General features: G+C 64.6%; 5 protein-coding genes. 4 read left to right on the plus strand and 1 reads right to left on the minus strand.

Translation table 11 applies throughout. The annotated features are described in order from the left end of the window. Positions 1 to 17: 17 nt before the first annotated feature. Positions 18 to 1,052, minus strand: coding sequence for a helix-turn-helix transcriptional regulator (locus tag ACFC1J_RS15175; RefSeq protein ID WP_375907712.1), 1,035 nt, complete (start codon positions 1,050 to 1,052; stop codon positions 18 to 20). Between the two features lie 103 nt (positions 1,053 to 1,155). Here ACFC1J_RS15175 and ACFC1J_RS15180 point away from each other — a divergent pair, with 103 nt between their 5' ends. The 4 genes from ACFC1J_RS15180 (at position 1,156) to ACFC1J_RS15195 (ending at position 6,428) form a co-directional block, all read left to right on the plus strand. Beyond that, positions 1,156 to 1,620 carry a VOC family protein gene (locus ACFC1J_RS15180; RefSeq protein WP_375907716.1) on the plus strand — a complete coding sequence of 155 codons (465 nt, stop codon included), beginning with the start codon at positions 1,156 to 1,158 and terminating at the stop codon, positions 1,618 to 1,620. Positions 1,621 to 2,677: 1,057 nt separating this feature from the next. Beyond that, complete coding sequence (locus ACFC1J_RS15185) at positions 2,678 to 4,201, plus strand: hypothetical protein (protein WP_375907719.1); 1,524 nt, start codon at positions 2,678 to 2,680, stop codon at positions 4,199 to 4,201. 134 nt (positions 4,202 to 4,335) lie between these two features. Then, positions 4,336 to 4,530: a hypothetical protein gene (locus ACFC1J_RS15190; RefSeq protein WP_375907722.1), complete on the plus strand. Its 195-nt coding sequence runs from the start codon at positions 4,336 to 4,338 to the stop codon at positions 4,528 to 4,530. Beyond that, positions 4,527 to 6,428, plus strand: a complete 1,902-nt coding sequence (locus ACFC1J_RS15195; RefSeq protein WP_375907725.1) for a heparin lyase I family protein — start codon at positions 4,527 to 4,529, stop codon at positions 6,426 to 6,428. The genes ACFC1J_RS15190 and ACFC1J_RS15195 overlap by 4 nt, the downstream gene beginning before the upstream one ends. The last annotated feature ends 185 nt before the right edge of the window (positions 6,429 to 6,613 follow it).

The following is a 6,613-nucleotide window of genomic DNA, read 5'->3' on the forward strand; positions in this document are numbered from 1 at the left end:
TCTCCCCTCGCCGGCCGTCACGCGACGCTACCAGGGTCCGCCTTCGCGTCGGCTGAAACCGGATGGTGTCCTCCCCCGGCCGTCGCCGCATTCCGGGCAGCCAGGACGCCGAACGCCTGCGCGAGCTCGGGCGGGCGAACGACCTCGATGTCGGTGTCGAAGCGGTTCAGGGAGGCGGCGAGCGCGACCCAGGACCAGGATCCGATCTCAAGGGAGCAGCGCGTGGGGCCCAGATCCTCGACGATCCCGTCTCCGGCGAACGGCAGCACGTCCCGGGCAGGCAGCGACAGGACGACCTCACCGGAGCACGGCCAGCGGTCGATCAGGGCAGAACCTTTGAACCGAGCCGAGACGTACGCGGCGACATCGCCGCCCGGCACCTCCCGGGGCGTGAACCGCGGTCCCGTCGGCGTACGCGGCGTGATGCGATCGGCGCGGAAGAGCCGCCACTCGCCCCTGTCCAGATCCCAGGCCACGAGGTACCAGCGCCCCTGCGCGGTCACGAGGTGCTGCGGCTCCACCCGTCGAGGGGGCAGCAGGTCGTCGTCCGCATGAGGGGCGGGGCTCCTGTAGTCGAAGCGGAGCACCTCGCGGGCGCGTACCGCGGCGGACAGTGCGATCAGCACGTCTGGCGAGACCGGATCCTGGGCTTCGTCGCCGGGACGCGACGGGACCGTGGTGAAGGTGAGCGCATCGAGTCGGTGCCGAAGACGCGAAGGCATCACCTGACGGATCGTGGTGAGCGCGCGCAGCGAAGGCTCCTCGATGCCGGCACCCGAGGCCGTCGCCGATTGCAGCGCCACGGCGAGTGCGACGACCTGCTCGTCGTCGAACAGCAGCGGCGGGAGCTCGGTGCCGGCCTCCAGGCGATACCCGCCGTCCGGGCCCATCGTCGCCTGGATGCGATATCCCATCTCCCGGAGCCGTTCGATGTCGCGACGGACCGTGCGATGGCTGACTTCCAGACGTTCGGCCAGCGTCGAGCCCGGCCAGTCGCGCCTGGTCTGCAGAAGCGACAGCAGCGTGAGCAGTCGTGGGGTCGGGGCGGCCATGTGTGAAGACTACTTTCCGACTAGGACAAGAACTGACCTATACGGCTGTGAGGCTGGATCGAGTCCGGGAGCAGCTCGGACACCGTCTCATCAAGGAGCACTCATGAGCATCACGACGACCACTCACCTCAACTTCCGCGGCGACGCACGCACGGCACTGGAGTTCTACCGGACCGTCTTCGGCGGCCAGGTCAGCATCGCCACGTACGGCGACTTCGGAATGCCGGAGGACGCCCCGGGGTCCGACAAGGTCGTGTTCGGGCAGCTCGAGTCCGACGACGGCTTCCGGGTGATGGCCTATGACGTCCCTGGCGCCTCCGCCACGTCCTCCCCCGGCGGCTCGACCCGACGCGAGAACGGCGTCACCCTCACGGACCAGCCGTTCTTCGTCTCCGTGCGCAGCACGGCGCTGGCGGAGGCGCAGGGCTATTGGGACAAGCTCTCTGTGGGTGCGTCGGTCATCGAGCCTTTGGCCGCCTCGGCGTGGAGCCCCGGCTTCGGCATGCTGACCGACGCCTTCGGCGTGACCTGGATCCTCGATGTCGCCGCAGAGGTCGACGCCGGCTGACCCCGCGAGAATGCAGAGGGGGCCCGGGCCCGCGATGAACGCGGCCCCGGGCCCCCTCAGGTGCCGTGTCAGTGCCCTCCCAGCGGGGTGCTGCTCCTCCGCGACGACACCGGCGCGCTCGTCTGCTCTGAGCACGGCATCCTGCACCCCCGCGGTCGACCGAGGTCGTCATGCCGCCGAGTTCGACGGGCCTGACATCTCTGATCGCTAGGCGTACGTGTGTTCCACGTGCCAGCCGTCCTCACCCTTGAACAGATCGAAGACGGACGAGTCGCCGGCGTCGTCGCCCCTTGGAAGCGCCACCCGTACAGCGGGTGCAGCGCCTCGAGAACCGTGAGACCGCGTGGCTCTGACTCCCCGTGTCGGGGTCGGACCGCGTGGATACCCGGAGATGAAGAAGCGCGAGTCGTCTTCTCGATTTGAGGGGATTGCCATCGGGACCACCATCGGGATGTGGATGTCGTGGAGACCATCTGCGCTGATCGCGTCGGACTTCCTGATCCGATTGGTGTTTCCCCCTCGGCGCAATAGCGTCAGCGGGCCAGATGCTAGCGCCGTCGATACCGATCTCGTAGCCGGCCTGGAACGACGCTGAAGACAGGCCGAAGATCTCGGCTTCGGTCGTGCGCGACGGGTTCTGATCGCGTTGGGCACGCGCCCCGCGCCGCCTGTCGGTCGTCGGGCGTAGGGTGGCGGCCAGGTGCGGGACACTGTTCTGCACCGGCGGAGGGTTAGGGCCAACCGTCATCGAAAACGCGACAGACTCGCGATCGAAATGGGGGAATAGATGACTACGGAGATGATCTCAGGCGGACGATTCAGGGGACCCGAATTTGTCCCGATAGTCGCCGGTTCAGCAGCTGCGTTTCGACGCCCAGCTCCGGTAGGTGAGGGCTACCCCCACCTGACGCGTGCCGTAACCAACCTGTACGCGAATGCACTTCTAACCGGCGCTCTCGTGGGCCCCGTTGGTGCAGGCGGGGCTTTGCCGAGCGGGTGGGTAACGTCCAACGCTCCAGGCTGGTCAGTGCGCGTCCTTGATGCTGCGACCGGCTCAGTGACGCTGCTGGTGGAGCGCGCGGCTGGGGCGGTGCAAGGGCGCGTGCAGATTGCGCTGCTTCCATCCGCTACGCCCGCGGCACTCGGGGTCGCTGGCACAGTATCGATGTCTTATCGGATCGAGCTGCTGTCGGCGGACGACTATCCCCTAACGGTGCAGTCCGGGCCTGCTCTCGCGGCCGCATACGCCACTGGATTTGTGCAAGAAGGTGGTTCAACGACCTGGACCGCCGATAACCCTGGTGCGGCAATCAACGTCCCGATCCGTTGGAGCGGATCAGAGACCCGATGGCATGGTCGACACACGCTCACTGCCACCCAGTATGTGACATCGAGACTGACCGTGGAGGCGCAGGCGGGGACTGCGGCGACGTATGCGATCCTGCGTTTGTCAGAGTTTCAAGTCGAAACAGGCGAGACGGTCACCGGATGGACCGCGCGGGCGCGTGAGACCAACGATCTGACCATCTCAGTGCGGCGACCGAACGGTACGCCCGTGTGGGTCCTGCTCGCGGCATCACCGTGCGCGCGTTGGGAGCAGAAGACTGTTACCAACGGGGCCGTCACGATCGTCGCGCAGGATGACGAGGCCGTTCGAGCATGCGCAGTGTTCGATACCAAGCTCACCGCGGCAGAAGTTGGTGACGCCCTGGACGCGCTTGATCCAACGGAATACATGGAGTACACGCGCCTTGCCGGAGTACGCCGTGTCGTCGCTCCCGGAGCGAACCGCACGGAGATGCTCGGATTCTTCGAATCTGTCACCGATGAGTACCTCACGACCGGTGCGCAGACAACATCTGGCCCCGGACCGGGGCACTCGCTCATGGTCGCAACCAACCGAGACCAGAAACGCTTCGAGATGCGCCCCAACGAAGTCTTTTCGGCATCAGCACACACCGAGATCTACCCCTACGGCGGTGCCGCAGCATACGACGCGTTGTGCCTCCCCAAAGAATCAACTCACTGGGTGTCATACTGGCTCCGCTACACGGGCGAAACGCCTGCAACCTGGCGCATCTTGGGCCAGTGGCATCAGTCGTTTCAAGCGAGCTACAACAACGGCCGAGGGTTCCTTGAGCCCATCTTTTCGCTTGGGATGATGGGGAACGGAGACCTCACGTTCGATGCACGTGTCTGCCTGACCGCCATGCCGTCCGCGTCAACGTCAAAACCACCGATCTCGACGAAAGCGCTTCGCATTCTTCAGAGCCGCGACGGGGTGTCCCTCCTGGACCGTCAATGGCATCACGTCCTCATGAAGGTGCTCGACAAGTCGGACGGCACCGGCACGGCCGAAGCATGGATCGACGGGATCAAGGCTTCCGGGAATGGCGGATCATCCGGGCTTCCCGAAGGTACGACTATCGCTCCCTGCGGCTACAACGTCACAACCGGGAACCTCTTCCAGCACGGCATCTATGCCGGGGACAACGCACACGGCATTGCTGAATACGCCAGCGTGCAATGGGGAAGCACAGATCTCTCGGCATATGTCGCAGATCCCCCACCACGCGCATAGACCCACTAGAGACGAAGATCGCTGCGGCTACCCGGCACCACAACACTGTCCCCGCCTCTCGCCGAAAGAAGCGGGGGCGGATTTCCTCACGCTTGCAGCGGCGCAGGCTCGCCACCATGTGCGGACGATTCGCGATGGATGCTAAGGCCGACGAGCTGATCCAGGATATCGTCGCCGGCGCGGGCGTGGTGGAAGGAATGGCACGGGTCGTACTCGATCACGCCGACCGTCGAGCGAAATGCGCGGAAAAGCTGGTGTCGGTAGCCGAAGTCATTATTGAAGCGTTCCGAGCCATGGGGCTTGGCTCTCATCTGAAGGGGAATCTATGAATGAGCTATCGCCGGAGGCTGTGGCGGCTTTGGTGGCGGGGGGTGCTTTTGTCGGTGGGGTGACCGAACCGCTCCCGATCTCTCCGACTTTCGCGATCCTTACTGATCGAACCGCGCGGCTGGATAGTGCTGGGCACATGATCTATGAGCGGGGTGCGACGAATCTGTATGCAAACGCACTCTTGTTCGGTGGGGTCAAAGGGGTGATCGGCTCGGGCGGAGTCTTCCCGACTGGGATGAACTACTACCTGCCGTCGGGCTGGATCTACGAGATCCTGGATGCCCCTGGCGATGGGACCCTGACCGTCCGTGTTACACGCCCAGCAGGCAACTCAACCGGGCGTGGACGGCTGACGTTCATTCCTTCGGCCGGATATCAGGCCTTCGGGATCAGCGGTTCGATCGTTGGATCGTTCGTCACTGAGGTGCTGGAGGTGACCGACCCGGCAGGCGCGTGGCTTTACGAGTTCCCGGAGCTGCAGAAAGGCGAGCAGGGCGGAACGGCCGGCACACCATCCAACACACTGCGCCCGCTCTTTGCCGGGACGACGGGGGTCCCCGTTCGGCATTTGGTCCAGACGACGGTGACGGCAACCCAGCATGCTTGGATGTTCGCGGACCTGTACTTTTCGAGCACCGTTACCTCCGCGACGACGACCGTCACCCTGAAGCTCTCTGAGTTTCAGATGCAGGAAGCGGCCGGAGGACGAGATCGGACCTCGTGGTTCGCTGGTACACGGCGCAGCGTTGCGGTTTCTGTCCCCCTGACCGGTGCCCCAGATGGAGCTTACGATGTGTTCGTTGCAGGTGAGCCGACTGGGCGATGGCTGGCGCTGACGTCATCTCAGGGGCTGCTGCAGATACCGATGCCGGACGTGGGAAGCCAGGCCATCACCGGTGTATACGTATTCAAGACAGGTCTCACCTCGACCCAGAAGTCTGATGCAGCCGACGCGCTCGACCCGGTGGAGTATGAACGCGCGCGGACTGGGAACCGGTACTTGTACGTGAATGAAGGCAACGTAGCTGCAGCTGACGTCACGCGCCGTTTCATCGCATCGCAACCCGAAGGAGGGTGGGCCTCCGACGGAGTGGGGGCCCTACCTGCCGAACAAGGAGGAAACAGTCCCGTTCCGTACGCGTACATGCGGGCACGGAACCGGAACGCCGAGCGGTTCGAGTTCCGTGCCGGGGATCGTTCCAACGCCGACACAACCTCGAACCACGCGCCCGGCTACGCGCCGGAAACCGCCCACCGCGCTGAGCTCATGGTCGACACCGGGAACGGCGGGGTCGAGGGAACCGACTGGATCCCTGACGAACAGGACGTGTGGATCTCATACTGGCTCATGGTCGAACGACAGGCGATCACGCCGCAGGCCGGCGGCTGGTACGTGTTCGGGCAGATGCACTGCCCCGAAGGGGCGAACAACGCAGGCGGCCAGCACGTCCCGCCGCCCCTCAACTTCGGATTCGACATGCGCGGCGTATCCCCCACCGCTGCGACTCTGTCTCTCGTGCAACGCTCTCTTCTGTTCCCCCTGCCGAATCCGTCGCCCGTGCCGGCCACGGGGCCGAACTCGATGATCACCAAGGTGTCCACGGACCCGGTCGAACTCGCGTTCGGCACCTGGACCCACATGCTCTTCAAGATCCGCCACTCGCAAACAGGCGGTGGCACCGTCTCAGCATGGCGCGACGGGCGGCAGTGGATCACAGACAAGCCCGGATATGGTTACAACCTCTCCGGATTCGCGAACGGAGGCAAAATGGGCCATTTCCAACATGGCCTCTACACGTCCGCGACGGACCGCCGCCAGGCCGCGCACTACAGCGGCTTAAGGTGGGGCACCACAGACCTCTCTGCATACGTGGGCGCACCCCCTCCTCGCGCGTAATTGGTCGTTCAAACAGCCACTAAATGGCAGAACCGCCCCGCTCCCCCCTTGAGTTCTAGTGGTCGTCGCAACACCTGATCTTCCAGGGAGTTGTGACGACCACTATGGACGAGCGTCGAAGTCGGCAGAGGTACACGGTCGAGGAGAAGGCAGCCTTCTTCGCGTTGTTCGAGGAGTTGCAGAGC

This window comes from Microbacterium sp. NPDC056052, from assembly GCF_042266785.1.
Lineage (GTDB): Bacteria > Actinomycetota > Actinomycetes > Actinomycetales > Microbacteriaceae > Microbacterium.

What these genes read in the sequence shown, in the direction of transcription:
- ACFC1J_RS15175 (WP_375907712.1), bottom strand. Translation starts at nt 1,052, where the DNA reads ATGGCCGCCCCGACCCCACGACTGCTCACGCTGCTGTCGCTTCTGCAG.
- ACFC1J_RS15180 (WP_375907716.1), top strand. Translation starts at nt 1,156, where the DNA reads ATGAGCATCACGACGACCACTCACCTCAACTTCCGCGGCGACGCACGC.
- ACFC1J_RS15190 (WP_375907722.1), top strand. Translation starts at nt 4,336, where the DNA reads ATGGATGCTAAGGCCGACGAGCTGATCCAGGATATCGTCGCCGGCGCG.
- ACFC1J_RS15195 (WP_375907725.1), top strand. Translation starts at nt 4,527, where the DNA reads ATGAATGAGCTATCGCCGGAGGCTGTGGCGGCTTTGGTGGCGGGGGGT.